The 25,167-nt window shown below is 55.8% G+C and carries 28 protein-coding genes; 15 read left to right on the forward strand and 13 right to left on the reverse strand.

Features of this window, described 5'->3' with window-relative positions; translation table 11 throughout:
* The first annotated feature begins 472 nt into the window (after positions 1 to 472).
* Positions 473 to 1,078, forward strand: a complete 606-nt coding sequence (locus AEQ67_RS19970) for an SCO family protein (protein WP_059405550.1) — start codon at positions 473 to 475, stop codon at positions 1,076 to 1,078.
* Positions 1,078 to 1,566: a copper chaperone PCu(A)C gene (locus AEQ67_RS19975; protein ID WP_059405551.1), complete on the forward strand. Its 489-nt coding sequence runs from the start codon at positions 1,078 to 1,080 to the stop codon at positions 1,564 to 1,566. The genes AEQ67_RS19970 and AEQ67_RS19975 overlap by 1 nt, the downstream gene beginning before the upstream one ends.
* Here the strand turns inward: AEQ67_RS19975 and AEQ67_RS19980 are convergent.
* A complete protein-coding gene (locus AEQ67_RS19980) occupies positions 1,563 to 2,795 on the reverse strand; it encodes an MFS transporter (protein WP_059405552.1) in 1,233 nt (410 codons plus the stop codon). The genes AEQ67_RS19975 and AEQ67_RS19980 overlap by 4 nt on opposite strands.
* A gap of 381 nt (positions 2,796 to 3,176) precedes the next feature.
* On the opposite strand from AEQ67_RS19980, the gene AEQ67_RS19985 reads away from it, so the two are divergent.
* From AEQ67_RS19985 to AEQ67_RS20005, 5 genes are all read left to right on the forward strand, one after another.
* Entirely contained in the window at positions 3,177 to 4,487 is a 1,311-nt protein-coding gene (locus AEQ67_RS19985) for a flavin-containing monooxygenase (RefSeq protein ID WP_059405553.1), read from the forward strand.
* A gap of 27 nt (positions 4,488 to 4,514) precedes the next feature.
* The gene (locus tag AEQ67_RS19990; protein ID WP_059405554.1) at positions 4,515 to 4,931 is read left to right on the forward strand and encodes a RidA family protein; all 417 of its coding nucleotides are present in this window, start codon (positions 4,515 to 4,517) and stop codon (positions 4,929 to 4,931) included.
* A gap of 154 nt (positions 4,932 to 5,085) precedes the next feature.
* Positions 5,086 to 5,763, forward strand: a complete 678-nt coding sequence (locus tag AEQ67_RS19995; RefSeq protein ID WP_059405555.1) for a DUF1028 domain-containing protein — start codon at positions 5,086 to 5,088, stop codon at positions 5,761 to 5,763.
* Positions 5,760 to 6,908, forward strand: coding sequence for an acetylornithine deacetylase (argE, locus tag AEQ67_RS20000; protein WP_059405556.1), 1,149 nt, complete (start codon positions 5,760 to 5,762; stop codon positions 6,906 to 6,908). The genes AEQ67_RS19995 and argE overlap by 4 nt, the downstream gene beginning before the upstream one ends.
* A 273-nt stretch (positions 6,909 to 7,181) precedes the next feature.
* Positions 7,182 to 8,597: a purine-cytosine permease family protein gene (locus tag AEQ67_RS20005; RefSeq protein WP_059405557.1), complete on the forward strand. Its 1,416-nt coding sequence runs from the start codon at positions 7,182 to 7,184 to the stop codon at positions 8,595 to 8,597.
* Positions 8,598 to 8,700: 103 nt separating this feature from the next.
* On the opposite strand, the gene AEQ67_RS20010 is transcribed toward AEQ67_RS20005, so the two are convergent.
* The 3 genes from AEQ67_RS20010 to AEQ67_RS20020 are packed head-to-tail and all read right to left on the reverse strand — an operon-like array spanning position 8,701 to position 10,587.
* Positions 8,701 to 9,117 carry a hypothetical protein gene (locus AEQ67_RS20010; RefSeq protein WP_059405558.1) on the reverse strand — a complete coding sequence of 139 codons (417 nt, stop codon included), beginning with the start codon at positions 9,115 to 9,117 and terminating at the stop codon, positions 8,701 to 8,703.
* The gene (locus tag AEQ67_RS20015) at positions 9,114 to 10,091 is read right to left on the reverse strand and encodes a hypothetical protein (RefSeq protein ID WP_059405559.1); all 978 of its coding nucleotides are present in this window, start codon (positions 10,089 to 10,091) and stop codon (positions 9,114 to 9,116) included. The genes AEQ67_RS20010 and AEQ67_RS20015 overlap by 4 nt, the downstream gene beginning before the upstream one ends.
* 7 nt (positions 10,092 to 10,098) lie before the next feature.
* Positions 10,099 to 10,587, reverse strand: coding sequence for an Hcp family type VI secretion system effector (locus AEQ67_RS20020; RefSeq protein WP_059405560.1), 489 nt, complete (start codon positions 10,585 to 10,587; stop codon positions 10,099 to 10,101).
* A gap of 282 nt (positions 10,588 to 10,869) precedes the next feature.
* Here AEQ67_RS20020 and AEQ67_RS20025 point away from each other — a divergent pair, with 282 nt between their 5' ends.
* Positions 10,870 to 11,262, forward strand: a complete 393-nt coding sequence (locus AEQ67_RS20025) for a VOC family protein (RefSeq protein ID WP_059405561.1) — start codon at positions 10,870 to 10,872, stop codon at positions 11,260 to 11,262.
* 135 nt (positions 11,263 to 11,397) lie between these two features.
* Here AEQ67_RS20025 and AEQ67_RS20030 read toward each other — a convergent pair whose 3' ends face one another.
* The 3 genes from AEQ67_RS20030 to AEQ67_RS20040 form a co-directional block, all read right to left on the reverse strand.
* Positions 11,398 to 11,706, reverse strand: a complete 309-nt coding sequence (locus AEQ67_RS20030; RefSeq protein WP_152974883.1) for a hypothetical protein — start codon at positions 11,704 to 11,706, stop codon at positions 11,398 to 11,400.
* Between the two features lie 74 nt (positions 11,707 to 11,780).
* Entirely contained in the window at positions 11,781 to 12,758 is a 978-nt protein-coding gene (locus AEQ67_RS20035; protein ID WP_059405563.1) for a hypothetical protein, read from the reverse strand.
* 7 nt (positions 12,759 to 12,765) lie between these two features.
* On the reverse strand, positions 12,766 to 13,254 hold the full coding sequence (locus AEQ67_RS20040) for an Hcp family type VI secretion system effector (RefSeq protein WP_059405564.1): 489 nt from the start codon (positions 13,252 to 13,254) through the stop codon (positions 12,766 to 12,768).
* A gap of 268 nt (positions 13,255 to 13,522) precedes the next feature.
* Here AEQ67_RS20040 and AEQ67_RS20045 point away from each other — a divergent pair, with 268 nt between their 5' ends.
* Both AEQ67_RS20045 and AEQ67_RS20050 read left to right on the forward strand, forming a co-directional pair.
* A complete protein-coding gene (locus AEQ67_RS20045) occupies positions 13,523 to 13,738 on the forward strand; it encodes a PLD nuclease N-terminal domain-containing protein (RefSeq protein WP_059405565.1) in 216 nt (71 codons plus the stop codon).
* A 93-nt stretch (positions 13,739 to 13,831) separates the two neighbouring features.
* Positions 13,832 to 15,568 (forward strand): phospholipase D-like domain-containing protein, encoded by a 1,737-nt coding sequence (locus AEQ67_RS20050; protein ID WP_063854467.1) that lies wholly within the window; start codon positions 13,832 to 13,834, stop codon positions 15,566 to 15,568.
* 12 nt (positions 15,569 to 15,580) lie between these two features.
* On the opposite strand, the gene AEQ67_RS20055 is transcribed toward AEQ67_RS20050, so the two are convergent.
* On the reverse strand, positions 15,581 to 16,987 hold the full coding sequence (locus AEQ67_RS20055; RefSeq protein ID WP_059405567.1) for an MmgE/PrpD family protein: 1,407 nt from the start codon (positions 16,985 to 16,987) through the stop codon (positions 15,581 to 15,583).
* Positions 16,988 to 17,243: 256 nt separating this feature from the next.
* Between AEQ67_RS20055 and dctA the strand changes: the two genes are divergently transcribed.
* A complete protein-coding gene (gene dctA / locus AEQ67_RS20060; RefSeq protein ID WP_059405568.1) occupies positions 17,244 to 18,545 on the forward strand; it encodes a C4-dicarboxylate transporter DctA in 1,302 nt (433 codons plus the stop codon).
* Positions 18,546 to 18,628: 83 nt separating this feature from the next.
* On the opposite strand, the gene AEQ67_RS20065 is transcribed toward dctA, so the two are convergent.
* Complete coding sequence (locus AEQ67_RS20065; RefSeq protein WP_059405569.1) at positions 18,629 to 19,051, reverse strand: HD domain-containing protein; 423 nt, start codon at positions 19,049 to 19,051, stop codon at positions 18,629 to 18,631.
* 594 nt (positions 19,052 to 19,645) lie between these two features.
* On the opposite strand from AEQ67_RS20065, the gene AEQ67_RS20070 reads away from it, so the two are divergent.
* From AEQ67_RS20070 to AEQ67_RS20080, 3 genes are all read left to right on the forward strand, one after another.
* Positions 19,646 to 19,939, forward strand: coding sequence for a hypothetical protein (locus AEQ67_RS20070; RefSeq protein WP_059405570.1), 294 nt, complete (start codon positions 19,646 to 19,648; stop codon positions 19,937 to 19,939).
* 256 nt (positions 19,940 to 20,195) lie between these two features.
* Complete coding sequence (locus AEQ67_RS20075) at positions 20,196 to 20,696, forward strand: Hcp family type VI secretion system effector (RefSeq protein WP_059405571.1); 501 nt, start codon at positions 20,196 to 20,198, stop codon at positions 20,694 to 20,696.
* Positions 20,689 to 21,387 (forward strand): DUF4225 domain-containing protein, encoded by a 699-nt coding sequence (locus AEQ67_RS20080; RefSeq protein WP_059405572.1) that lies wholly within the window; start codon positions 20,689 to 20,691, stop codon positions 21,385 to 21,387. Before AEQ67_RS20075 ends, AEQ67_RS20080 begins: the two co-directional genes overlap by 8 nt.
* A 4-nt stretch (positions 21,388 to 21,391) precedes the next feature.
* Here the strand turns inward: AEQ67_RS20080 and AEQ67_RS20085 are convergent, their stop codons facing one another.
* Complete coding sequence (locus AEQ67_RS20085; protein ID WP_152974884.1) at positions 21,392 to 21,712, reverse strand: hypothetical protein; 321 nt, start codon at positions 21,710 to 21,712, stop codon at positions 21,392 to 21,394.
* Positions 21,713 to 22,288: 576 nt separating this feature from the next.
* Positions 22,289 to 22,759: a GNAT family N-acetyltransferase gene (locus AEQ67_RS20090; RefSeq protein WP_059405574.1), complete on the reverse strand. Its 471-nt coding sequence runs from the start codon at positions 22,757 to 22,759 to the stop codon at positions 22,289 to 22,291.
* Between the two features lie 283 nt (positions 22,760 to 23,042).
* Between AEQ67_RS20090 and AEQ67_RS20095 the strand changes: the two genes are divergently transcribed.
* Positions 23,043 to 23,951: an alpha/beta fold hydrolase gene (locus AEQ67_RS20095; protein ID WP_059405575.1), complete on the forward strand. Its 909-nt coding sequence runs from the start codon at positions 23,043 to 23,045 to the stop codon at positions 23,949 to 23,951.
* 163 nt (positions 23,952 to 24,114) lie between these two features.
* On the opposite strand, the gene AEQ67_RS20100 is transcribed toward AEQ67_RS20095, so the two are convergent.
* Positions 24,115 to 24,855 carry a hypothetical protein gene (locus tag AEQ67_RS20100; RefSeq protein WP_059405576.1) on the reverse strand — a complete coding sequence of 247 codons (741 nt, stop codon included), beginning with the start codon at positions 24,853 to 24,855 and terminating at the stop codon, positions 24,115 to 24,117.
* Entirely contained in the window at positions 24,852 to 25,136 is a 285-nt protein-coding gene (locus AEQ67_RS20105) for a hypothetical protein (RefSeq protein ID WP_059405577.1), read from the reverse strand. Before AEQ67_RS20105 ends, AEQ67_RS20100 begins: the two co-directional genes overlap by 4 nt.
* Between the last annotated feature and the right edge of the window lie 31 nt (positions 25,137 to 25,167).

Below are 25,167 nucleotides of genomic sequence, written 5' to 3' on the forward strand. Positions count from 1 at the left end.
ACTTTTGTATCTGCAATGTGTCAGCCACCGCAACACAAACCCTGTAGCAGCAGTCGAGCCTGCGAGGCTGCGTTCGGCTCTGTAGCAGCTGTCGAGCTTGCGAGGCTGCGTTCGGCTCTGTAGCAGCTGTCGAGCTTGCGAGGCTGCGTTCGGCTGCGCAGCAGTCGTAAACCCTGATTGCCCGGTACACCTGACACACCGCGCTGCCTGATTTTACGACTGCTTCGCAGCCGAACGCAGCCTCGCAAGCTCGACAGCTGCTACAGAGCCGGGCGCAGGCTGGGACAAGGTTGGCGTTATGGCCCGCCCGCTGGTCTGATCCGTATTTTTCTGCGTTTTCTGACGCTGTACCGGACCAGACCTTCGTCTGACAATGTGCGGAGCACGGCAACAGTTTGTTAATATCCACGCGCTTTTTTCGTCTGATTAATCAGCCGCTGTAGATCTCACGTCGCTACACAGGATTTTTCCCATGAGTACGTTGTATACCCGTCGCACAGTCCTGCGCGGCATGAGCCTGTTGAGCCTGGGTTTGCTCGCCGGTTGCGATGACAGCAGCAAACTGTCATACAAATACGGCAAGGACCTCAGCGACAAGATCATGGGGCGTACCTTCAAGCTCAAGGATGCCCAGGGCGAAACGAAGATGCTGACCAGCTATCGCGGCATGATGCCGATGATTTTCTTCGGTTTCACCCAATGCCCGGCGGTCTGCCCGACGACGCTGGCGCGTGCGGTGCAAGCCAAGAAACTGATGGGCCGCGACGGCAAGAAACTGCAAGTGATCTTCATCACCCTCGACCCCGAGCGCGACACACCGCAAATGCTCGACGCCTACGTCAAGTCATTCGACCCAAGCTTCGAGGCGCTGCACGGTTCGCTGGAACAAACCGCCGCCACCGCCAAGGAGTTCGGCGTGTTCTATGAAAAGATCCCGAGCGGTTCCAGCTACACCCTGTCCCATACCGCCACCAGCTACGTCTTCGACACCCGGGGCAACCTGCGCCTGGGGCTGTCCGCGTCGCTTACCGCCCAAGAGTGTGCAGAAGACCTGCTCACCGTCATGGAAGTCTGCTAATGAATTCGCTACGCGTAACCACCGCTTTCTCACGCCGTGTTAAACAGCTGGTACTGGGGCTTTCCCTGATCGGCATGGCTTGGCAGGTATCCGCGCAAACCCAGGTCAATGACGCTTGGGTCCGCGCGACGGTAGCCGGCCAGCAGTCGACCGGTGCCTTCATGACCCTGCAAGCCGACAGCGACAGCAAGCTGCTCAGCGTACAGTCGCCTGTCGCCAACACCGTGCAAATTCACCAATCCAGCATGAAAGACGACGTGATGAGCATGCGCCAGGTCGAGTCCGTGGCGCTGCCGGCCGGCAAACCGGTGAGCTTTGACCCGCATGGCTACCACGTGATGCTGATTGACCTGACGGCTCAGGTTAAGGAAGGCGATAAAGTCCCGCTGACCCTGATCGTGGAAAACGCCAAGGGCGAAAAAGAAACGATCCAGGTGCAAGCCGAAGCTCGGGCACTGGGCATGGCTGATCACAGCAAGATGCATTAACGGCCGGGTGCTCTTTGGGCAGCGCGGTCCAGGCCGCGCTGCACACACCAGGACAACGGCAATGTCAGCAACAGAATCGCCGCCAGCGTCATCACCGCCACCGGAATCCCGGTGACGTCCCCCAGGCGACCAAACAACACCGGCGCCAACGCCCCGCCACCAATCGTGCCCGTGTAGAACAGCGCAAAAGCGTGCTCACGTTTCTCGGCATTGGATAATTCTGGCACTGCGCCATAGAGCACCGATGATGTCCCGTTCAACGCCAGCCCCAACAGCGGCAACATCACCAGCGTGCCGGTCAGCGGCAAGTACACGGCCAGAATGATCAACAGCGCGGTCGCCGATTCCGTCAGCCATACCGTCTTCATCATACCGATGCGCGCGCCCAGATAGCCGCACAGCAACTTGCCGAACGCCCCGCCCACGAACAACAGCGCCAACGCCAGGCCAATGCCTGCGGTCCCGGCGCCTTTGTTGGTCAACAGGAATGGCAAGAAGGTCAGGAATCCCATGCGTACCGCGCTGTCCAGCACACCGGTCACCAGCAGTGCACGCAGCCCGCTGACGGAGCCGCTTCCGGTCGATACTTTGGCGGCCTTGTGCAACCTGGACGCTGGCACGTTGCGCGCTGCAATCAACCAGCCCAAGAGCCCTGCGGCGACCAGCCCCAACAAACCCATCAGCGTCACGCTGGTGCGCCAGCTGACCACGGTCAGCAGCACGCCGACCAGTGCCGGTATCAGCATCTTGCCGATGTCGCCGGCAAAGTTGTATTGCGACAACGCCTCCTTGACCCCGCCGCCCGCCTCAAAGGTGTCGCTGACCATTGATGACGCCAACGGGTGTTGGGTGCTGGCGCCCAATCCGCCCAGCATCAAAGCCAACAACAGCAACTGCAGCCCGTCTGCCAGCCCGACAAACAGGTAGGCCAAACCGGCCAGCGCGGTTCCGCCCACCAGCATACGCTCGCGCCCCCAGCGTTTGGCCGCGCGACTCACCAACAACTGGAAGCCGGCCATCGTCCCCGAATAGGCACCGCGCAACAGCCCGATCTGCGCGAAGCTCAGGCCAAACTGCAGCTGCCAGATCGGCAACAACACGTAGATCACGTCGGTCAAACCGTCATGCACCGCGTGCGCGCTGCAGGCGGCCAGTAAGGTTCGGCGACGCGGGGAAGCATCGACCGGTGGCGCCTCGCTCAGGCCAATTTTTTCGTTTAGATCGGTCATCGGAGTGGGCCGCTAGAAAGTGGTTTAGCCATAACAAGACCTCTGTAGCAGCTGTCGAGCCTGCGAGGCTGCGTTCGGCTGCGCAGCAGTCGTAAACCCCGCAAACGTGGTTCTCCTGATGAATCGCGTCGTCGGATTTGACGACTGCTGCGCAGCCGAACGCAGCCTCGCAGGCTCGACAGCTGCTACAACTGGTCGTTTCATCTTTAACAGCATCGTTCGAACGAATCGAGACTGCCACGGAATAAAACGCTCTGCCTCAGTTATTTATACTCAAATGCCAGCTTAATAATATTTTACCGATACCAGGGTGATCCCTAGTCTTGAGCCCAAGAAATGGCAGGCCGTTAGCGACCTAACTCCAACTCGAAGGGTATAGAGATGACCACTGAAAAAATAAAAACAGATACGCTGATTGTTGGCGCCGGTCAGGCTGGCGTGGCCATGAGTGAACACTTGAGCAAACTCGGCGTGCCGCACCTGGTGCTGGAGCGCAACCGTATCGCCGAGCGCTGGCGCACCGGGCGTTGGGATTCGCTGGTGGCCAATGGACCGGCGTGGCACGACCGTTTTCCAGGCCTTGATTTTGACGACCTCAGCCCCGACGAGTTTGCACCGAAAGAACGTGTGGCAGACTACTTCGAAGCCTACGCGAAGAAATTCAATGCCCCGATCCGCACCGGCGTCGACGTGCTGAAGGTTGAACGCAATGTTGGTCGCCCGGGTTTCACCATTGAAACTTCCGAAGGCGTGATCGAGGCCAACCGCGTGGTCGCGGCTACCGGGCCGTTCCAGCGTCCGGTTATCCCGCCGATTGCACCGAAAGATCAGCCGTTCATGCAGATCCATTCGGCTGATTACCGCAATCCAGCGCAACTGCCTGAGGGCGCTGTGCTGGTCGTCGGTGCTGGCTCGTCCGGCGTGCAAATCGCTGATGAATTGCAGCGTGCCGGCAAGAAGGTTTATCTCTCGGTGGGCGCGCACGATCGCCCTCCTCGCGCCTATCGCAACCGTGATTTCTGCTGGTGGCTGGGCGTGCTCGGCGAATGGGATCAGGCGGCGATGAAGCCGGGGCGCGAACACGTGACCATCGCCGTGAGCGGTGCGCATGGCGGTCGCACGGTGGACTTCCGTGGGCTGGCCCATCGCGGCATGACGCTGGTCGGCCTGACCCAGGCATTCAATGGCAGCGTGGCGACGTTCCAGCCGAACCTGGCCGACAACCTGGCGCGCGGCGATGAGAATTATCTGGCGCTGCTTAACGCCGCCGATGCCTACATCGAGCGCAATGGCCTGGACCTGCCGGAAGAGCCGGAAGCGCGCATTACCTTCCCGGATCCTGAGTGCGTGACCCGGCCGATTCTTGAGCTTGATCTGGCCAAGGCTGGCGTGACCTCGATCATCTGGGCCACCGGTTTTGCCACGGATTACAGCTGGCTCAAGGTCGATGCCTTCGACAACAACGGCAAGCCACAGCACCAGCGCGGTGTGTCGAGCGAGCCAGGCGTGTATTTCCTCGGCCTGCCGTGGCAGTCGCGTCGCGGTTCTTCGTTCATCTGGGGTGTTTGGCACGACGCCAAGTACGTGGCCGACCACATCGCCATCCAGCGCTCGTATCTCGATTACCACGATGCGGCGCAACGCGAGGCTGAAACCGCCCCGCTCACCCATAAAACCACTGTCAGCGCTTAAGCCACTTTTCTTTTTCAGGAGCGTCACATGTCCACGCCAACCCATACCCGTATTCGCATGTTCAACACCAAGGAAACCTACCCGAACCAGAGCCTGGACAATGACCTGTGCCAAGCCGTCCGGGCCGGCAACACCGTTTATGTTCGTGGCCAGGTGGGCACCGATTTCGAAGGCAAACTGGTGGGTCTTGGCGACCCGCGTGCGCAAGCCGAGCAGGCCATGCGCAACGTCAAGCAGTTGCTGGAAGAGGCTGGCAGCGACCTGAGCCATATCGTGAAAACCACGACTTACCTGATCGATCCGCGGTATCGCGAGCCGGTTTATCAGGAAGTCGGGAAATGGCTTAAAGGCGTGTTTCCGATTTCCACCGGGTTGGTGGTGTCGGCGTTGGGGCAGCCTCAGTGGTTGATGGAGATTGATGTGATTGCGGTGATTCCTGAGTAGACCGAGTCGCGGCCATCGCGGGCAAGCCCGGCTCCCACAGGTTCGTCGTCGTGCACACATTTGTGGCCACTGAAGGACCTTGTGGGAGCGGGCTTGCCCGCGAAGGGGCCCGCCCAGACAACCACTTCGCCAAGGCTAAACAAGGAGCAAAACCATGACCTTCTCCATCGCCGCCCGTTGCCCCGAAACCGGTCAGTTCGGCATCGCGATCAGTTCCTCCAGCATCGCCGTCGGCGCCCGCTGCCCGTGGTTGCTGCCGGGTGTCGGCGCCGTCTCCACGCAAAACATCACCCTGCCCTCCCTCGGCCCGGAAGCCCTCGCCCTCATGGAGCAAGGCCTCGCACCCGCCGAGGCGCTGGACAAAGTCCTGACCCGCAACGGCTACAGCCAGTACCGACAGATCACGGCGATTGACCACCTCGGCCGCACCGCGCATTTCAGCGGTTCGCAAACCCTGGGCAACCACAACGCCGTGTCCGGCGAGCAATGCGTGGCGGCCGGCAACATGTTGGCGGACCGTGCGGTGATCGAGGCCATGGTCAGCGCGTTTGAGCAAGGCGAAGGCCAACTGACCGATCGCCTGCTCGCGGCGATGAGAGCCGCTATCGCAGCGGGCGGTGAAGCCGGGCCGGTGCATTCGGCTGCAGTGGTGGTGGTCGGCGAACTGACCTGGCCGATCATCAACCTGCGGGTCGATTGGGCTGACGAAGACCCCATCGGCCAGTTGGAGAAACTGTGGGACGCCTATCGCCCGCAGGTCCAGGACTACATCGACCGCGCCCTGGCCCCCGACAAGTCCCCTGGCTACGGCGTCGCTGGAGACGACCGATGAGCGCCAGCCGCGATTTGCTAAAGCAATTGGTGGCCTTCGACACCACGAGCCGCGAATCAAACCTGCACCTGATCGAGTTTGTCCGCGACTACCTCGAACGCTTCGATGTGCCTTGCGAACTGGTCTACAACGAGCCGCGCAGCAAGGCCAATCTGTTCGCGACTATTGGCCCGGCGGATCGACCGGGCATCGTGCTGTCGGGGCACACCGACGTGGTGCCCGTCGATGGTCAGCCATGGACGGTTGCACCGTTCGAGCTCACTGAGCGCGGCGGCAAGCTGTACGGTCGCGGCACGGCGGACATGAAAGGCTACATTGCTTGCGTGCTTGCCCTCGTTCCTTCCTTGGTAAAGGCCTCGCTTCGTCTGCCGGTGCACATCGCGCTTTCGTACGATGAGGAAGTCGGTTGCCTTGGTGTGCGCTCGTTGCTGTCGGAACTGGAGAAGCGACCGGTCAAACCGATGCTGTGCATCATTGGCGAACCGACCGAGCTCAAACCGGTGCTCGGTCACAAGGGCAAACTGGCGATGCGCTGCGACATTCACGGTGAAGCGTGCCACTCGGCTTACGCGCCACTGGGGGTCAATGCGATTGAATACGCCGCCGAACTGATCGGCGAACTGGGGCGGATTGGCAACCGGCTCAAAGCGCCGGAACATCATGACGCGCGATTTGATCCGCCGTTCAGCACAGTGCAAACCGGTGTGATTGCTGGCGGCAAGGCGTTGAACATCGTCCCCGCCGATTGCCGCTTCGACTTTGAAATCCGCGCCCTGCCCTCGCATGATCCGAGTGAGGTTGCGCAGGAGTTGAAGGCTTTTGCCGAGCAACAGGTTTTGCCGCGCATGCGTGCGGTAAGTGAACAGAGCGAGATTCGTTTCAGCGAGTTGTCGGCGTATCCCGGCTTGGCGACCGATGCGCGCAGTGAAGCGGCTGAGTTGATCGCTGCATTTTCCGGTTCACGGGAGTTCGGCACCGTGGCGTTCGGAACGGAGGGAGGTCTCTTCGACGCCGCCGGAATTCCCACCGTCGTCTGCGGCCCCGGCAGCATGGACCAAGGCCATAAACCCGACGAGTTCGTCAGCTCGGCGCAATTGAACGGCTGCGATGAAATGCTGCAACGGATGTTGCAATCAATCAGCTGAATCACCCAAACACCCTGTGGGAGCGGGCTTGCCCGCGATGGCGGCCTGGCAGTCAATATTGATTTGGCTGACAGACCGTCATCGCGAGCAAGCTCGCTCCCACAGGGTTTTTCGGCTACCCACAGACATACATTTTTTAACGTCTATACCAACAAACTTACTAATTTATCTATCCCACCCCACCGCACATCATCAACTCCAACAAGAAAAGCGTCGTTCACGCGGCGCTCACCGAAGTACGTCCACGTACTCACTTTTGCCTTGGAGTTCGTCATGGTCACCTCTGCAACAACCTCCGCCCCGCTCATCGAAAAACACACGATAGGATACGTGCCCCCGCAAGATCGCCATGGAAAGGTAAGAGACCTGTTCACCCTCTGGTTCGGCGGCAACATCGCGCCGCTGCCGATCGTCACCGGCGCCCTCGGCGTGCAGATGTTCCACCTGAACCTGGTGTGGGGCATCGTCGCCATCCTCGTCGGCCACCTGGTCGGCGGCGTGCTGATGGCGCTGCACTCGGCGCAAGGCCCGCAGATGGGCATCCCGCAAATGATCCAGAGCCGCGCCCAGTTCGGCTCCCTCGGCGCCCTGCTGGTGGTGCTGATCGCCGGCATCATGTACATCGGCTTCTTCGCCTCCAACATCGTCCTCGCCGGCAAGTCTTTGCACGGCGTGGTCGACAGCGTGCCGGTGCCCGTGGGCATCGTGATCGGCGCCCTCGGTTCCGGCATCATCGGCATCATCGGCTACCGCTTCATCCACGTGCTCAACCGCATCGGCACCTGGGTGCTCGGCGCCGGCATCGTGCTCGGTTTCGGCTACATCTTCACCCACGTGCAAACTGCTGACTTCCTCACCCGTGGCAGCTTCAACATCTCCGGCTGGCTCGCCACCGTGTCGCTCGCCGCACTCTGGCAAATCGCTTTCGCGCCGTACGTCTCCGACTACTCGCGCTACCTGCCGGCTGACGTACCCGTGGCCTCGACGTTCTGGACGACGTATCTGGGCACCGTGCTCGGCTCAAGCCTCTCGTTCATCTTCGGCGCCGTCGCCGTCCTCGCCACGCCCGTCGGCATGGACACCATGGACGCGGTCAAACTCGCCACCGGCTCCATCGGCCCGTTGATGCTCGTGCTGTTTTTGCTCAGCGTCATCAGCCACAACGCCCTCAACCTCTACGGCGCCGTGCTGTCGCTGATCACCCTGATCCAAACCTTCGCCTACCGCTGGATTCCCACGGCCAAAAGCCGCGCCATCCTCTCGATCGTCATCCTCGCCGCCTGCTGCTTCGCCGCCGTCGGCGCGTCCGCCAACTTCATCGGCCACTTCGTCGACATGGTGCTGGTGCTGCTCGTGGTGCTGGTGCCGTGGACCGCGATCAACCTGATCGACTTCTATGCGATTCACAAAGGCAAGTACGACATCAACTCGATCTTCAAGGTCGATGGCGGGATCTATGGCCGGTACAACCCGCAGGCGTTGCTGGCCTATGCGATCGGGATCGTGGTGCAGATTCCGTTCATGAACACGCCGCTGTATGTCGGGCCGATCTCGGAGCACATCAATGGGGCGGATTTGTCCTGGCTAGTCGGTCTGCTGGTCACCTCGCCGTTGTACTTCTGGCTGGCCAACCGCGACACGGCGTACAAGCGTCGCTTGTCGAGCGGGAAACTGGCTAACTCCATCTAACTAATCCCCAATCCCCTGTAGGAGCGGGCTTGCCCGCGAAGAGGCCCTGACATTCAGCATCAATGCTGGATGTCACACCGCTCGCGAGCAGAACTCGCTTATGTCATGCCACGTATGACGAGGAAACCATATGAACACCCGCCACGTATTTCATATATTTAAGGTAACTGCCAAAAATCACTAAGGCGACAAAAAACAAAAAACATAAGCCCCATGACACAACTAATATTCGCTTCAATTTTCTTGGGAAATTTTTGACTTCCGAGATATCCACAAGACCTCTCTTGGCCGTCAGGTTTGGTGTTAGCAGAACCAAAGTGAGTAAGCCATTGCGCATGGCTTTTCCCATAAGGCCCGCGTGGGAAAACATCCCTTTATAATCTTCCACGAAACGACTGTTTGGCATAAGCGCTTCCGCTTTTTCCGTGTAGACATGCACCATATAAATCAACCAAAACTCTATGAGAATCAGGGGTACGAGAATGAAAAACGAAATTAGACCGAGCGACACTTGGCTCATTGCATCCGGTCCCCGTACATGAGTTCGCCGAGAGTTTCACCAATGCCGTCCCCGAGTTTTCCACCTATCACCCCTCCTATTGCCCCACCAACCACACCACACAAAAGCGCTCCAGTGCCGCCAGTAGCGACGCCCAACACAACTGCGCAACCCTGCATTGCCGCAAGCCCTCCTAGATGGCCCCCTGCAGCTCCGCCCGCCAAGCTGCCAACCAAGGACGATCCCTCCACATATTTGGCCCTAGTACACTGATCCTCCCGCCCCAGCGCACACGCATTTCTGATCTCAAGCCCCGATGAAGCCACCTCCAGCGCCGTACCAATATACGTTCCGCTCTTGATCAGCTTCGCAGCCCGAGCCACGCCGCTGACCTTTTCCGCGTAACCCGCAATCTCCCCCGAACTCATATAACGCTTGGTCGAAATCCCCAGCATTCGCTTTATCGAACCTTGATAACGCAACCCTGAACCATAGGACGCGACATTGGCGAGCTGCAGTTCCAGCCTGCCGAACAACACCGCACGTTCGCTATAAAACTTGTCCCTGGCGGCGATTGATCCACTGCGCAGATATTCCTTATGCAGCTGCTCGATTTCCTCCAGCGTTTTCTTGATCGTTGCCATGTGCTTGCTCCAGGCATCACTGACGACCCCGGCGCCAATAGCGCCGTTGGCGAGCATGCCCTGCAGCAGTTCGAAGTTATCCAGAAAGAAGTCGTCAGCATCAACATGGTTGGTCAACAAGCCGATATGAATGTCGCGTGCCTTGGCCATCAAGTACGCTTCTTGGCTGGTACTGGATGAAGTAGACGCATCACCGATGATTACCAGCTCACCTGCCAGCACCACGGTGTTGGCAATGTGGCTGTTGAGTGCATCGAATTTGTTTTTGGAAACACCTGTCAGACCCAATTGCGCCTTGAGGGATTCGTAGGTCTGACTTTGCGAATTGATGAACGCTAGAGGCTCTGCCATTTCAGCCTCACGAATATTTCTTGTTGCTGATGCGATCCCAGCCACCCGCAATATTCCCACCCCCGCCACCATCGCTGCGCTTTTGCTGGGTGTAGATGGTTTTGATGCGACCAAAATTCAGTTGCACGATTTCTACAGGAACGCCGGCGGAGGCATTTTGCATGTAGTCGGCAATGATGACTTCCTCGAGCACCACCTCGAAGTATTTAAGCTTCTCGCCACCCGCACGGCTCAACACCAGACTGACTTCTTTCAGATGCTCGCCGGCACAACTGGCCTCCATCAGCTTGCAGCTCGACTTATCCAGAACTTTGGTGAAGGTGAAATTGCTCAGCGTCGTACGTCCAGAGCTCGCGCCGCCATTGGAACTGGCTGTTCCTGAAGTACTTTGTTGAGTGCCAAAACTGTAGCCGCTGACCTCGATCCAATCGCGGTAGTTTTCATCCAGGGCTTCGCCGGGTATTCCTTCGATTTTGACAAATGCGTCAAACGCCATGCGTCCTCTCCTTGTGATGAAATCGCGTTCTACAGGAGTGAATGTACGGCGTTTTAACTGAGCAATTGCCTATCGGAAGATCGCCAAATGGAGGAATCAGACCGGTCCTATTCAGTTCCAACATCGAGCTGTAGGACTTTTCCTTCAAAGTCAAAATGACTGCCGATTGTTGTTACGAAACAAGTGATTGCCACCGGTTCGCGGACAAAGATCCGCGCGATCAAGTACACCTGCAATCTGCTACATTCCTCATCCCAATGCCCAAACAAGGAATGTTCGCCTATGAAATTCGGCTACCAGATCATCTACGTCCCCGACGTCCCAGCCTCACTGCAATTCTTCGAAACAGCCTTCGGCCTCACCACTCGCTTCCTCCACGAATCCAACACTTACGGCGAACTCGAAACCGGCGAAACCGCCCTGGCGTTCGCCGCCGACGAACTCGCGGCGATGAACTTCAGCGCTGGCCACATTTCGGCCCACACCTGCGTTAAACCACTGGGCATGGAAGTGGGCCTCGTGACCGACGACGTCCCCTCCGCCCACGCCAAAGCAATGAACGCTGGCGCCACTGAAATAGCCGCCCCGCTCGTCAAATCCTGGGGGCAAACCGTCTCCTACGTTCGCTGCCCGGATGGCACATTAGTGGAACTTTGCACCCCAGTGCAGTCTTGAGCGACAACCACAAAAAAACTAATGACCACAGCCGCCACGACTCACCTAACTGAATGACTGTCTAGCGGGACAGAAACACACCGACCACAGCCGCATTCACCGTAGGCCGGACAATGATATTTATATAAAAAAATTTTAAATGCCGTTCGATTTCATGTGTTTGAGGTAGGCGCCTAGTACGATTCCAGCTATTAGAAAAACAAAAGCCGATCCCCACGATAAAAACAGTATGCGTTTTAAACCTTGTGGGAAGTTTTTAGCTTCAGTGAGATCTAGAATGCCTTTCCTGGCGAACGTGTGGGGCATCATTAAAGCTAGCGTTACAACGCCATTGCGAATGGCTTTCCCAAGCAGTCCCGCATGCGCATAGGTGGATCTGATCCCTGTTACAAAGCTGCTATTAGGCAGCAGTGATTCCGCTTTCTCGGTAAAAATATGGATCATGTAAAACAACCATATCGCTATGAGTATCGTGGGTGCGACTACAAGGAGTGAAGTTAACCCGAGCGGTATGTCATTCATTGAGTCATTTTCCCGTACAAGTATTCACCCATCCTTTCGCCTGCGTCCCCTAGGTAGTTTCCCCCGACCCATCCTCCGACTGCGCCGCCCAACACTCCGCATACAAGTGCTCCGGGGCCTCCGCTGGCGATTCCCAAGACAACTATGCAACCACCCGTGGCGGCTGAGCCACCGATAGAACCCCCTATCGCTCCACCTGTCAAACCTCCGACCAACGCAGCACTCTCTACATACTTGGCCTTTCTACACTCATCTTCGCGGCCCAATGAACAAGCCTTTTGAATATCAAGAGCGGTGGAAGCGACGTCCAGCGCCGTGCCAATGTAGGTCCCGTTCTTGATCAGCTTCGCAGCCCTAGCCACGCCGCTGACCTTTTCCGCGTAACCCGCAATCTCCCCCGAACTCATATAACGCTTGGTCGAGATCCCCAGCATTCGCTTTATCGAACCTTGATAACGAAGCCCTGAACCATAGGACGCGACATTGGCGAGCTGCAGTTCCAGCTTGCCGAACAACACCGCGCGTTCGCTATAAAACTTGTCCCTGGCGGTGATTGATCCACTGCGCAGATATTCCTTATGCAGCTGCTCGATTTCCTCCAGCGTTTTCTTGATCGTTGCCATGTGCTTGCTCCAGGCATCACTGACGACCCCGGCGCCAATAGCGCCGTTGGCGAGCATGCCCTGCAGCAGTTCGAAGTTATCCAGAAAGAAGTCGTCCGCATCGACATGGTTGGTCAACAGGCCAATATGAATGTCGCGTGCCTTGGCCATCAAGTACGCCTCTTGGCTCGTGCTTGATGAAGTAGACGCGTCACCGATGATCACCAGCTCACCTGCCAGCACTACGGTGTTGGCGATGTGGCTGTTGAGTGCATCGAATTTGCTTTTGGAAATCCCCGTCAGACCCAATTGCGCCTTGAGGGATTCGTAGGTCTGACTTTGCGAATTGATGAACGCTAGAGGCTCTGCCATTTCAGCCTCACGAATATTTCTTGTTGCTGATGCGATCCCAGCCACCCGCTATATTCCCACCCCCGCCACCATCGCTGCGCTTTTGCTGGGTGTAGATGGTTTTGATGCGACCATAATTCAGTTGCACGATTTCTACAGGAACGCCGGCGGAGGCATTTTGCATGTAGTCGGCAATGATGACTTCCTCGAGCACCACCTCGAAGTATTTAAGCTTCTCGCCACCCGCACGGCTCAACACCAGACTGACTTCTTTCAGATGCTCGCCGGCACAACTGGCCTCCATCAGCTTGCAGCTCGACTTATCCAGAACTTTGGTGAAGGTGAAATTGCTCAGCGTCGTACGTCCAGAGCTCGCGCCGCCATTGGAACTGGCTGTTCCTGAAGTACTTTGTTGAGTGCCAAAACTGTAGCCGCTGACCTCAATCCAATCGCGGTAGTTTTCATCCAGGGCTTCGCCGGGTATTCCTTCGATTTTGACAAATGCGTCAAACGCCATGCGTCCTCTCCTTGTGATGAAATCGCGTTCTGCAGGAGTGAATGTACGGCGTTTTAACTGAGTAATTGCCTATCGGAAGATCGCCAAATGGAGGAATCAGACCGGTCCTATTCAGTTCCAACCTCCAGCTGTAGGACATTTCCTTCGAAAGCAAAAATTCGGGCAGTCTGCGCTGCCCTGACGAAATACTCGTCGAACTTGCACCCAAAAAAACTGAACCCTGCCCGCCACCGCCCACCTAACCAAATGACTATTTAGGAGGTGACCCATGCATATCGAAACAATCTGGATCGTGCTCGCGGCAGTGCTTTTACTGGTTGAGTTGTGGGCGATAAACCGGCTGCGTAAAGCCGAAGGCAAATCCAGCAACAAGCTGGTGTGGATGGTGGTGATCGTGTTTGTGCCGCTGGTTGGGCTGGTGCTGTGGGCGTTGGCGGGGCCGAAGCACATGGCAGGAAACCCACATTCACAGCAGACCAATTAAAGACGGGAGTATCACGAGGCATTCATAGACTTGAACTACGATGAAGCGAGCCCAGCAACGGATTAACTCGCGCCATCCACTCGAGTACTTCCCATGCCTGACTTCCAGAACGCAAGGACAACTGACGGCTTCACCATGAAACTCTGGCGCGGAGAGCGGACGTGCCTGATTGGCTTCGACGTCGAAGCCCCTCCAGCCTCGTTCGTAGGGTTTGCGATTGAATGCAAGTTCCCCGGCGCAGTGGACTTCAAGCCGTTGCCCAATCGCCTGGCCTTTCAGTACGACGAACCCGCGATAAAAGCGGTCAGTGGCGCACGCAAGTTTTCGTCGCTCGAAGCGCCTTTCCAGAAGTTTCGCTGGATTCACTTTCCGTACGAAGCCGAGCACGGATCCTACGTCTACCGGGGCACCATGATGCTCATGCCCGAGGACGGCCAACTTGTTCGCGGCACGTCCATCGAACTGGCTATTGATCTCGATCCCGTCAGCTACGCCGGCATCGTGGATATCGGCTTTACCCGAGGATTTACTTCATCACAGGCCTTTCGAGATCGAGTCCCCGCCGGCATGAAGGTCAATGACTATGGGAAGAGCCTGATTCCATCCGATAGCAAAGACGGTCTCGATCACCTTAAGACCGAGACAAAAATGTATGAGTGGCTGGGCTTTGAAGCCGCATCCATGATCTTTGGCGTGTTAAATGAAGTCCTCGAGCAAGAGGACACTACACTCGATGTCTTCGCCTACGATCTGAATGAGCCAGACATTGTCGCCAAACTGGAGCAACTCGGCAGTCGTCTACGGATCATTATCGACGACTCCGACAGCCACACTGAACCCGATACTTGCGAGGCCAGGGCCGCCACGCGCCTGGCTGCGTCCGCTGGTGCGGCCAACGTTCGGCGTACATACTTCAACGGCCTGCAACACCATAAAGTCCTGGTCGCCCGCCGCAATGGAGTGCCCTACAAAGTACTGTGCGGCTCGACCAACTTCAGCTTTCGCGGGTGCTACGTTCAAAACAACAATGCATTGTTGTTCGAGCACCCAGCGGTAGCAGACCTGTACGGTCGAGTCTTCGATGCATCGTTCGATGACCCGGATAATTTTGCCGACTGCGACCTGGCCAAGAAGTGGCACGTCATTGAAACCGAAGGCCCGCGCCTGCACTTCTGTTTTTCACCCCACCACAGCGCTGACCTGTCGCTTAGCCCGGTAGGCGGCGCAATCGACCAGGCCACCAGTTCGGTGCTGTTCAACATTGCCTTCCTCAACCAGATCAAGTCGGGGCCGACTTACCAGTCGATCACCCGCCTCTATAAACGCCCGATTTTCAACTACGGCGTCACCGACAAACCCTCGGGCATGGATGTGATCAAGCCGGATGGCACATCGGCTGAAGTTGATTTTGCTTATCTGGCCAAGAATGCACCCGAGCCATTCAAGACCGAATGGGCCGGCGGCAGCGGGATCTCCGTGCATAACAAGTTTGTCGTCACCGACTTCAATCTACCGAGTGCCAAAGTCTTCACCGGGTCCTCAAACTTGTCCGTCGCTGGCGAAAAAAATAACGGTGATCACCTTATTCTGATCGAGGATCAAAAAATTGCGCTGGTCTATGCCATTGAAGCGCTGCTCATCTTTGATCACCTGCACTTTCGCAGCGACATGCAAAAAGCCTTTGCGCCAGCAGCTGAAGGCGCCGGAGGAAAGATACCGCCTCTGATGTTGCGAAAACCCAGCGCCATTTCGGGTAAACCGGCCTGGTTCGAGGAGGATTACGTCGAAGGCTCACAAAAACAGCGTGATCGGCAGTTGTTTTCTCACTGACAGTGAGCGTGCCTACCGCGCACGCTTTGCCGTCAGCCGTACCAGTTCGCCAACGTCGGCCACGGACTCCAATCCCATGACAGTCCGTTCCAGCTCCTCAAGCGTGGACCGAGAAAGATGCCCTTCACATAACGCGCGAAACTTGTTCGTCAGCCGTTCTTGCTGCGCATCAAGATCCACTTCCGGCCGACTCGAATCATGCCGCCGCTCCAGCGCGCGACCATCGCGCAACTTGATCCTCACCGTGGTTTCCGGCACTCGCAACGCCGGGTCCAGAATGACCCGCGCCAGTTCTTGCAAAGCCTGAATCTGCGGGTCTGCCACGTTCTGATCATTGAATGCGCTTGGATCGGCGGGGGCTTTGCCGAGCAAGGCCATCGCGGCCGTGGGTTTGAGGCTGAACCTGGCCTGCAGCGGCGTGGTTGGCCAGGCAATATTGCAGATGTCGTCGCAATGCGGATTGACGAAAATATCGATCGCAACGATCTCGCAAACCTTCAACGCTTCAGTGCGAAGCAGGTAAAGCGCACTTTCAATCGCCGAATGAGTTTCGTAGCAAGAGTTGTGATATTTGAAAAGATTGGTTTCCAAATGGTAGCCATACGCGGGCGCCGCATCTGTGGTTTCCACGGCAAAATCGGCGACGTAACGCGGTTGCCTCAGGGCGGCGTGCACCGCCATGTTGGACGAGTGCGTCCGGGCAAACCCGAGGCGGTGTCCGATCATGTTGTCAGGCACATCCACACCTCGCTGGGCCAGTATCGCGGCCACCAAACCAGCACGTGCCGCCTCGCCAACCTGCAACGCTTTGCATGAAGATCCGAAGGCGGCTTTCAACCCGGCCGCCCGCGTTGCCGCAATGCCCAAGGCCCGCGCAGTCGTCTGCGCGTCGAGCCCCAGCAAGCGAGAAGCCGCAGCGGCAGCCCCGAAACACCCCATCGTCGCCGTCGCATGAAAGCCGCTCGAATAATGATTGGGCGCGACCAACTGACCGACTCGGCAGGAAATTTCATAACCCGCGATGAACGCCTCCAACAACTGTGCGCCGCTGGCCTGGAGGTCTTCACCCAGCGCGAGCGCCGCCGCCAGCACGGGCGCGGTGGCATGACCCGGCACGGAAAAATTGACGTCATCGTAGTCAAGCGAATGCGACGCCGTGCCATTGACCAGCGCTGCCGCAGAAGCGGGAAGACGATCCGTGCGACCGATGAGCGTGCAGCGAGGATGGCCGCCTTCCGACACCATGAAGTCAGCCAGCGTATGCGTAATGGAATCATCGGCACCAGCCACGGTGACGCCCAACCAGTCCAGCACCGCCTGGCGCGCAATGCTGAGCACCTGCGGGGGAACATCCTCTAAGCGAATGCCGACTGCCAAAGACGCCAACTCAAAGGTGATGTTCTCGTTCTTATTTTCCATAACGTCCTCAACCGGAAGGTCACTTTATTGTTTTGTCCAAGTTGCCCGAGATCGTCAAACAAGAACGAGGTCCGTCTCAAACGATAAAAAGTCCCGGTTCATTTGATAAAAAATCAATGGAAAAAACGCCGTTAATCCTCTCAGGTTTGATTTTTCCTCAACGGTAAAAGGCCAAAAACTCGATTGTCTGCGGCATGGGTAACTTCTGTAATCCGCCTAGTCATTACTCGACAAAAACAACAACGAGATCACAGACATGTCCACCAAAGAAAAGAAACCGGTTTATAAAAACCTGACGTTTCAGGTCGTCGTCGCCATGGGGTTGGGGATCGCTTTAGGTTTTCTCGCACCGCAATTGGCGACCCAATTCAAAATCTTCGGCGACATCTTTCTCAAACTGATCAAAACGGCCGTAGCGCCCTTGGTGTTTTTCACCGTGGTACAGGGCATCGCCTCAGCCGGCGATATCAAACGCGTCGGTAAAGTCGGCGTAAGAGCGATCATCTACTTCGAGGTGGTATCCACCCTCGCATTGGCCATAGGCCTGCTGTGGGGCAACTTGCTGGATATCGGCGCCAACATGCACGGCGCCCACCCAAACAGCGCGGCAACAGCGGCGGCCAATGCAGCCGTCGCGAAAGCCCATGCTCCCGCATCGACCATGGAATTCATCTACAGCATCTTCCCGGATAACTTCGTCGGCGCGTTCTCCGGCGGGCAAATGCTTCAGGTGCTGGTCATCTCGGTGGTGTTTGGCTTCGCCCTGCTGGCCCTTAAACCGGAACGTCGACACTTCATCGAAGACGGGCTGCACCGGATCTCCGAATGCTTCTTCGAATTCATCAACTTGATCATGAAACTGGCTCCACTCGGCGCCTTCGGCTCCGTGGCCTACGCCGTCGGCAGTAACGGCAGCGCGGTGCTGATGTCACTGGCCAATCTGGTGCTGATGTTCTACGTGGTGATTGCGTTCTTTATCCTGGTGATTCTGGGGGCGATCTGCCGACTGTCCGGGTTCAGCCTGTGGCGATTTTTGAAGTACATCAAGGACGAAATCCTCATTGTCTTGGGCACCGCCTCCTCGGAAAGTGTCCTGCCGCGCCTGCTGCAAAAACTTGAAAAATTTGGTTGCTCGAAACAGAGCGTCGGTTTGGTACTGCCCACCGGTTACGCGTTTAACCTGGACGGCACATCGATTTACATGTCGATGTGCGTGCTGTTCATTGCCAACGCCTACGGCGTGCCACTCAGCTGGGACCAACAACTGGGCATACTTGCGGTCATGCTGCTGACCTCCAAAGGCGCGGCGACCGTGAATGGCGGCAGCTTCGTCGTCTTCGCCGCTACTGTCAGCGCAATTGGTGTGCTGCCGGTCGAGGGCCTGGCGCTGATATTTGGGGTGTACCGGTTTATGTCCATGGCGAACGCGCTCTGCAACACCATTGGGAATAGCGTGGCAACGGTTGTGGTGTCGAGATGGGCGGGGGAGTTTTCGGAGCAGACGGCGCAGGTTGAATATCAACGCACGCTTGGGCGGATGCCTGATGCGGCGCTTTGATTTTCTTCGACGCACACCCTGATTCTCGGCATAGGCGACGAAGCCCCCAATGAGGGAGGCACTCGTCGCCTACTTGATAGAGGTCAGGAGCGCAAAACGCCAATCGCCCGCCGATACTTTTCAATGCGCTCCAGATCATCCCAGGACGGCTGGGCAATCCGCGACAGATCGCTGTTCTCCTCAAGGTCAGCCAGTTTCACCACCCGGCCAATCGGGTTCTGCGCCGCTCGCTCGACGAATGCCTCATAAGACTCACCCGGCACCTTGGTCACAGACTCAATCGCCATCAGCACCGTTTCGCTGAAGCCTTCTTTACGCAAATCATCGAGACTTCCGCCGCAGTCCTCGCCCACATCATGCAGGACCGCCACGATCCGTTCTTCCAGCGTGTCGACCCTCAGCATCACCTTCAGCGGGTGCAGAATGTACGGCGAACCGCCCTTATCGACCTGCCCTTCGTGGGCGGCGGCAGCAATGGCGATGGCACGTTCCAGTGATTGAGTCATCTTGGTTGTCCTTGGGTGGGAGGTCGTAGTGGTGGGTACTTAAAAATCGACATCCGAAAATCGTGTAGGAATTTATCCCTTGCGGCAAGGGCGCTTTCTCCAGTCATGTCCCGAAACCACCCCACTCCCTGCCGCACTGTTAAACATCACCCCACCCCTGTAGCAGCTGGCGAAGCCTGCGTTCGGCTGCGCAGCAGCCGCAAAATCACACGCTGCGGTGTTTCAGTTAAACCGAGGTGGTTGATTTACGACTGCTGCGCAGCCGAACGCAGGCTGCGCCAGCTGCTACAAAAGCCGAGCAGTCGTCCTACACACCCGTTTGCAGGCACGAAAATCGGCGCATATAGTTTGGTCCGTCGCTGACCGCAGTTAGCGATAGGGTTTCGCAGCCCTCAAGATTGACACCAAAATACTGTCAGGCATGATGCAGCCGGCTCCGGCTGCAAAATGTTTCATGGCGGTTGTGCGTGGGGGACCCTCAGGTCTGCCGGGTTTTGGTGCGGGTCTCCGGTCTGCGAACCCACGTACAATTGCCACCCATTTGTTTCGCAGCAGAAAGGTGGCAACTCTTCTTTTTTTGTGAGGACTTGCACCATGACAACCGAACACCCGCCACGCCGCTTCACCCCCATGGCCCAATTCGCCACCAGCTACCCCGTCCTGCTCATCGACAGCGATGCCCCGATCCGCGAACTCCACAACTGCGTCAGCGAACGCCTCAACGCCGTCCTGCCCTACCTCCAGCTCATGGGCTGCACCAACCTCCCCGACTACGCCGAAAACGACATCAACACCGTCGCTAACATCGCTCGGATCTTGCTCCAGGATGTGAGCGATGTGTTTCGGGTGATTGAGCAGCGTGGGTTTGATACGCCTAAGGCACAGTAATTAAATTTCAGGCAAAAATAACCCGCAATTCCTTGCGGGTTTTTATTTCCGGTTTCTGCACTGATAGTCGTACGAGAGAACCACTTAAACTCAGAGGTCAATCCGCAGTGTGTAAGGTTCTTCCATCGGCTTTTTCTTAGAGATTTGTAAGAAGCGTCTGAACCTCTTCAGATGCTTAATCTCATCAGTACCTCCCCTTTAGTGCTCCTGTTACGCTCGAAATAGATCGATCAGCCGACTAAATGGAGTGGAACCTATGGCAAACCACGGTTACATGAGCATTACCGGTAAACGACAAGGCTTGATTTCCACCGGTTGCTCAGGCCTGAATTCTATCGGCAACAAATGCCAGATTGATCATGAAGACGAGATCATGGTTCTGGCGTATTCACACAACATGATTACCGGCAATGATGGTGGAGTTTCAGGCGATCGCGGCAAGCACATGCCGATCATGATTACAAAAAACATCGATAAATCCTCACCGCTTTTAGCAAGTGCGCTGCATGAACGCGAAGAAGTTGAATGCACGATCCATTTTTATCGTACGTCCCTTGCGGGAGGCCAGGACAAGTATTATTCAATACGACTCACTGGGGCGAAGATTGCACATATCAACCTGCAAGTCCCTCATGCTATTCACATGAACGATGCACAGCCACAAGAAATAGTGTCTATTCGTTATCGCGATATAAGCTGGACTCATGTTCAGGCAGGAACGTGTGCTTATAGCGCTTGGGGGAACGAGGATGAATGATGATATCTGTGACATTCACGACGTCACTAAATTTGCATCCGATCTTGTTGCATTGGGATGTACGATCGGTGCTACACAGTTGTTCGATAGTCTTTTGCAGCTCCAATTCAGCTCGATTGTTTCATCTTATGCCAACGAGATCATCCAAGCTGTTGATGACGGTTTGATCAGTGCGCAACAGGGCATACAGGAGATCAGCGAAGAGTATGCCGAATTATCGTTCAAGGCGCTCTTTTATGCTCAAAACGGCATGGGTGTTTTAGCGGGCGTAATGCAAGTTCAGACGGGTGCTTCGAAGATAGGACGTACAAGAGGCATAGAAACCCCATTGGGAATACTCTACTCCGCACATGGCATTAACAATATTTATGAAGGCGTAGGAAATATTTACAATGGACCAGGCTCCCCGGGTGTAGTGGGCCCGTTTCGGAAGATGTATCAAAACTTAGCCAACGACACTCAAACCGGCAACATCGCTTATTACTCTGTAGACCTAGGCCTATCAGCTTTTGGTGCGCTGAGTACAGTGCGCAAGGTTAAGTCACTAGAACTTTTTAGGCGCGACCCTATCAACTATGAACCCGCTTACAGGCAAATGGGAAGACTGGCCCTCGCTTTTGAAGCCTTGGCTGATTCAATTACAATCAAAAACATAGCAGACGAAAAAACTGAAAACCAGTTCAAACCATGATAGATCAACTTTGACGACGCAATCTCTTCACGTAAATGCAAAGGCCTGAAAAAACCATCACAAAAACCAACCCACTGATAAAAAAATAGAGCACACCCACTAAAGGAAATTGTTTTTCAACCTCCTGAACGATAACAGCTGACACAAGCAAAGAACTGATAAACACGCCAAAATATACAACCCAAGCAGAGTCTCGCTCAACGCGAACATCACGACCAAGCGAAAAATCAATTAAACTTTTAGAGCAATAGCGAAAATTAATAAATAATAAAAAAACAAACATAATACTTAGAGCCACCCAATAATAAACTCCGCCCAACGGCATTACTTTCTCTATCAAACCTATAAGAAACATCGAATAAAACATACTGATCATTACAGTTAGAACATCAGAAACCAGAACAGTAAAAAAAACCCGAAACCGCATAAATAGCCACCTCATCCAGACTGAAAAATATTGCACACCTGACATAATCGGCGCACAAAACCTCAGAAATTATAACCTCACATCCATGTTCTCAGCCCTAATCAATGACACGAATTAATGACAAACCGAAAAGTCTTACAGGCCACTTCATATCATCTTACGTATTCTTCCTAAGCGCCCCATGCAAACTCACCAAAAACCATGGCGATACAGACTTTCAAATGACGACCTATAACGTCTAACTACGCAATATAAACATCCTAGAACATGAACATAAAACATCCGACACCTGAAAATGCATCGGGCTTTTATCAACCGAGAAATATCAAGTTAAATTACATCAGAGCCGTCATCATTATCAGAACTTGGCCGTTGAGCTGGCACTAATAATCTCCACCTCATCCGTCCTAATACTCCGAAACCTTCTTCATGCCCACTTTCCCCAGAATCAAAACAGCCCAGCCAACCGTCCCATCAAAGTAAAAGCCCCTTCACCATCGGAACACACGCCAACTGAAGCCCCGAGGGCGAATGGTAAATAGCAGGCTCATCCCCCACAAAACCACATCGTCGGTAAAAATCAGCCGCATTCAACGTAGCGTCCAAATTGACCTCCTTCAACCCCAACTCCCGCGCAAGGCATTCGAGGTGACGCAGGATTCTCAAGCCGATGCCTTGTTGCATAAAACCTGGAAGCACAAAGATCGCGCCGATTTCGCTGTTCGCCAGATCAAGCATTCCTGTCGCCACTGGTTCACCCTGGATACAACCCAGATAAAAGTGTTTTTCCATCAGGTCGCAGTACCCGTCCTTGGCGGCGCCTGCTGTCCAGGCCAGCATTTGCTCGGTGGTGTACGCGCCGATGCATTGGTGCCGTATCGCTTGAAGGCGGATGTCGAATGCTGCTTGGGCGTCGCTTGGTTTGGCGCGTCGGATCTCGAACATTTCATTCTCCGTTAGCTTTCGGTGGACGGAGAACTAAAAAGCCCCGTCCATTTCTGGCGGGGCTTTGGGTGACGACGTCAAATGCTATGAACGCGTGACCTCACGGCCCGCCAAAGGCGGTCATGGAGGAGCACATCATGTTCATGCGGCGTGTGTAGGTCATGGGCCGATAGTGTTTTGGATGAAACGACTTGTCAATCCAGGCGCTTGCTTCCAATCATCCGTCCCCATACGGTCTACGCTCTCCGACAGCGCACCCACGCGCACGTCTGGAGACTTCGTCATGTTCCGTTTCCTGCTGACTGCCTTGACGCTATTGACCCTAAGCCTGACAGTTCACGCCGACGTGACGCCATTCCCCAAGTCCTTTCGCATTCAGGACATTCCGGTCGACGGCGTAACAATGCACGTACGCATCGGCGGAAAAGGCCCGGCCGTGGTGCTTTTGCATGGCTTCGGTGACACCGGCGATATGTGGGCGCCACTGGCGGCCGATCTGGTCAAGGATCACACGGTGGTAGTGCCAGACCTGCGCGGGATGGGTTTGTCGTCGATTCCCGAAGGAGGTTACGACAAGAAGACTCAGGCCGGCGATATTCGTGGCGTGTTGGCCGCATTGGGGATCGAGCACGCCGTGGTGGTCGGCCACGACATTGGCACCATGGTCGCTTTCGCCTACGCCTCACGGTATCCGCGGCTGACCGATCGCCTGGTGGTGATGGACGCGCCGGTGCCGGGCATTACGCCCTGGAACGACATCGTCCGCTCGCCGATGCTGTGGCACTTCGACTTTGGCGGCGCGGACATGGAACGTCTGGTGGCCGGACGTGAGCGTATTTATCTGGACCGGTTCTGGAATGAGTTCGCGGGCGATGCCGCCAAGGTCGATGAAGAGATGCGCCAGCACTACGCCGCACTCTACGCTCGCCCCGGCAACATGCACGCGGCCTTCGCCCAGTTCCGCAGCATTCGTCAGGATGAAGTGGACAATAACGCGTCGATGACGACGCGGCTGACCATGCCGGTGCTTGCGGTCGGGGGTGAGAAATCCTTTGGGAAAAATGAAGCGATTGTGATGCGCAATGCCGCAGACAACGTCACGGAAGTGGTGGTGCCGGGTGCCGGACATTGGTTGATGGAGGAAGCGCCGACGCAGACGATCAAGGCGATTCGGGACTTTATCGGGCAATGACGGCGGGATGTGCAGTGAGCGACGGGCAGTAGCGATTCGTATCTGCGTAATTCCAAAACAACAAAGCCCTGATCGTTCAGGGTTTTGTTTTTTATGGCCGGAAAAAAGGTGACAGATCTATTTATCAAATAGACTTGTCATCTTTTTCTACATCGCCGTGATGCTAGGTCAACTTGTCCAGTACATACTGTTTAAACCACGCTGGCTGGGTATCTGACACGATATCTATGTCTTCGCCCTCCGTTATTTCCGCAATCTGGGCAAAACTGGAATCACCATCTTGGGAATTGTCGAAAATGTAAGCCCGATTGGACATCAAAATAGCATCGGCCAAGTTGTCCAGAGAACGAGTATAGCGCGACCGAATCTTGTCAAGCGGAACGTCGTGCCCACCTATCGATGCACGATAAGCAACCCGAGCCACGTTGATTTCAGCATCTGCGGTAGCTACGTAGTACACGTATACCCGGTAGCCGGCTAAGCGCGCTTGCTGCAGTAACTCAATTTTACTGACATCAGACATTACGGTTTCAAAAGTAAAGCTAGCAAGTTCCTGGATCAGCGACACACGGATGAAGTCGGAAAGAACTGAGGCAATGTACGAGTCTATCTGCCGTGAAGGGAACACAAGCTGATCATCTTCAATGATCAAATCATCGAGCTTGGCCAAAGATTCAGGGAATTTAGCAAGGAGCCCACTGGCACGCAAAAAAGGGATCGCGCGATCCACATGAGACTGGAGCTTGAACTGCGCAAAATCGAAGAAACCAGTTTCACGTACACCTAACTCGATCGCATCAGGGTTGACGTAGTTGACGAGTAAGTGAGCTGGGACTTTTGAATTGAACGTACTCTTACCGCTGCCATTCGGCCCAGCGAAAATCCTGACCCTCGGTGTACTCAAGCTTGTTTCAGAGGAACAAATTCCCCATCCCGGGTCTTCTTGACCTTTAGTCGAGTGCCGGCCTTGATCGTCCCGTAGGTCTCGACCGAACGAAGGATCACAGTCTCGGCATTAGAAACCTTCATCAACTGACCTGCACGAACCACAAGCACAGACTGCCCTTTGGAGAGCGCCACGTTATAGGCGTCTCTGAATGCCTTTGCGGCAATCGAGGGAATCATGGATTCCTGGGCGACAATTTGCGCCTCAGTCTTGGGTCGCTTCTCTTTCTTACGAGACATATCTGACTCCGGCTCACACCTGGTAGGTACG

Source organism: Pseudomonas sp. RIT-PI-q, assembly GCF_001297125.1.
GTDB lineage: Bacteria > Pseudomonadota > Gammaproteobacteria > Pseudomonadales > Pseudomonadaceae > Aquipseudomonas.